We start from the raw sequence: 2,365 nt of genomic DNA on the forward strand, positions 1-2,365 counted from the left end.
ACACAGTAACCGAGCGGCGAACTCGCGTTGTGTGATTTAAATAATGTAATAAGCTGGCAGATATTAACTGAAGCTGTTTTCGGCGTAGGGTGATAGCTCGCTGAGCCGACTGTTCGGCCAGGTGGGTAAACGGGTTAGCACATCGCGCAACCAGATATACGGGTCGTGGCCGTTTAGTTTGGCGGTTTCCAGCAGACTCAGGATAGCCGCCATCCGTTGCCCGGCACGCAACGACCCGGCAAAAAGCCAGTTTTTGCGGCCTGCGGCCACCGGACGGATACAGTTTTCAGTGCGGTTATTGTCGATGGGTACGCGGCCATCGTCCAGGTAGCGCAGCAACGCCGGCCAGCGTTTCAAGGTGTAGTCCAGCGCCTTGCGCAGCCCCGAGTTGGGAGCTGTTTGCGTTTGTTGCAACAACAGCCATTGATGGAAGGCGTCCAGCCGGGGTTTGGCGTATCGCTGTCGCCATTGGCGTTTTTTATCCGCCGACCGAGGTTTGATTTTACGCTCAAGCTTATAAAGCTCACGGATTGTGTCTAACGCAACCTTGGCCACCGGGCTTTTGTTGGCCGTAAACAGCTCGAAGAACTTGCGCCGGGCGTGCGCCCAACATCCCGCTTCAAGCGCTTGCCCGCTGTCGAACAACGCCTGATAACCAGCATAACCGTCCACCACCAGAGTACCGCGCCAGCCCGCAAGCACATCGCGGGCATACTGACCACTGCGCCCCGGTTGGCAGTCATAAAGCACGATTGACCGGTCAGCCCCCAGCGCGGTGGTATAAGCCCACAGATAACCGCGTTGGGTTTTGCCCTTGCCGGGGTCGAGGATAGAGAGCGGCGTTTCGTCGGCCTGCAGGACCGGGTGTTGCAACAGGTCCTGATGCAGTGCCTGGGCCAACGGTTTCAGGGCGGCACCCACCGCACCGAACCAGCCCGCCAAGGTACTGCGAGGCAGGTCGACACCGCTACGCTGATATATCACCTGCTGACGGTAGAGCGGCAGATGGTCAAGGCTTTTGGCACACACCACCTGTGCCAGCAGACCCGGACCGGGTAGACCTTTTTCAATCAGCTGTGCCGGCAGGGGCTGGCTGACCACCGTTTCACAGTGTTCACAACTGAACTGCGGGCGGACATGGCGATGGACGATGAAACGAGCCGGAACATATTCCAGCCGTTCGCTGATTTCATCGCGGATGAAGCGCAGGGTGTGCCCACAGTCTGAGCAGCTATCGGACGCCGGGGCCAGACGGACTTCTTCCCGGGGCAGTTCAGGCGGCAGGGGCTGGCGTTTGGCCACCTGCGTTTTTGTTGCTTTCGGCTCAGGTAACAGCGTGGCCAGTTGCTGCCCGATATCAGCGGCATCGGCCTCGATGTCTTCGTCGAACAACCCGCGTTGTTCCCCCTGGAAGGCTTCGCTTTTACGCCCAAAGCGCCACTGACGGGCGTTTTTCAGTGCTTCTTCCAGTTGCTGGATATAACCGGCCTGAGTCTGGTTTCGCTGCGTCTGCTGCTCAAGGTCCGCGAGTAATTTCAACGCCAGAGTGCGCAGTTCATCGGGGTCTTTTGAGGTCAGCAAGGCATCGATATTCATGCGACCATTTTATCAACACGGAACTGGATTATGATTAATAATCAATGTATTAATCACTATTTTTTGTTATTTCCAGCCGGTTAAATCCAGACCATCCACCCGCTGCCAGTCAATGCCTTTCATCAACCAGTCGGCCTGTTCGGGTGACAGCGTCCAGGCAATATCACCGTGTCGGGGCCAGACAAAATGGCCCTGATGAAGACGACGCAGACACAGCCAGACGCCGTGCTTGTCCCAACGCAGAACCTTGATGCGCGAGCGCGCTTTATTGCAAAAGACAAAGGCGGCTTCTCCCTGCCAGGGTTGGTGCAGGTGGTCGGTAATGTATTGCGTCAGGGTATCGATGCCCCGGCGCATATCGACCGGCTCCCGTGCCAGCCAGACAGGCTGCGGCGTTAACACAGGGACAAGGCCTGCATCACGGCCCGCAACTGAGCGGGAAGGCACCTGACTGAACAGCCGTTGGGGAGGTTGAGCGTCACGGTGTCGGCGTCATTATTCGCAGGTATCACTCGGCGCGCAGGAATAAAGGCGGCGGGAACGGTCACGGTAGCGTCATCGCGATGATGCTTAAGCCAATAATAGAAGGTGGCAGGGTTCAAATCGTGTTGCTGACAATAGTGCTGTTTGGTTAATCCACTCTGTTTCCAGGCGTCGAGATATTGTTGCCGCTCACTGTGAGAATACCGTTTTGCCATATTTCACCTCCGATTCGTTGTATTGAATGAGGGCAGCATGTGGCAGCAGAGTTTTATTAACAATATGAGTT

Annotated in this window: 3 protein-coding genes; all 3 read right to left on the bottom strand. The window is 56.5% G+C overall.

All coding sequences use genetic code 11. The annotated features are described in order from the left end of the window. Window positions 1-63 precede the first annotated feature (63 nt). Window positions 64-1,596 carry an IS66 family transposase gene (tnpC, locus tag AC971_RS21335; RefSeq protein ID WP_025381519.1) on the bottom strand — a complete coding sequence of 511 codons (1,533 nt, stop codon included), beginning with the start codon at window positions 1,594-1,596 and terminating at the stop codon, window positions 64-66. Window positions 1,597-1,662: 66 nt separating this feature from the next. Then, complete coding sequence (gene tnpB / locus AC971_RS21340; protein WP_048677903.1) at window positions 1,663-1,998, bottom strand: IS66 family insertion sequence element accessory protein TnpB; 336 nt, start codon at window positions 1,996-1,998, stop codon at window positions 1,663-1,665. Beyond that, window positions 1,992-2,294 carry an IS66 family insertion sequence element accessory protein TnpA gene (tnpA, locus tag AC971_RS23735; RefSeq protein WP_231573059.1) on the bottom strand — a complete coding sequence of 101 codons (303 nt, stop codon included), beginning with the start codon at window positions 2,292-2,294 and terminating at the stop codon, window positions 1,992-1,994. Before tnpA ends, tnpB begins: the two co-directional genes overlap by 7 nt. Between the last annotated feature and the right edge of the window lie 71 nt (window positions 2,295-2,365).

Origin of the sequence: Yersinia similis (assembly GCF_001053095.1) — a bacterium.
GTDB classification, from domain to species: domain Bacteria; phylum Pseudomonadota; class Gammaproteobacteria; order Enterobacterales; family Enterobacteriaceae; genus Yersinia; species Yersinia similis.

What these genes read in the sequence shown, in the direction of transcription:
- tnpC (WP_025381519.1), bottom strand. Translation starts at nt 1,596, where the DNA reads ATGAATATCGATGCCTTGCTGACCTCAAAAGACCCCGATGAACTGCGC.
- tnpA (WP_231573059.1), bottom strand. Translation starts at nt 2,294, where the DNA reads ATGGCAAAACGGTATTCTCACAGTGAGCGGCAACAATATCTCGACGCC.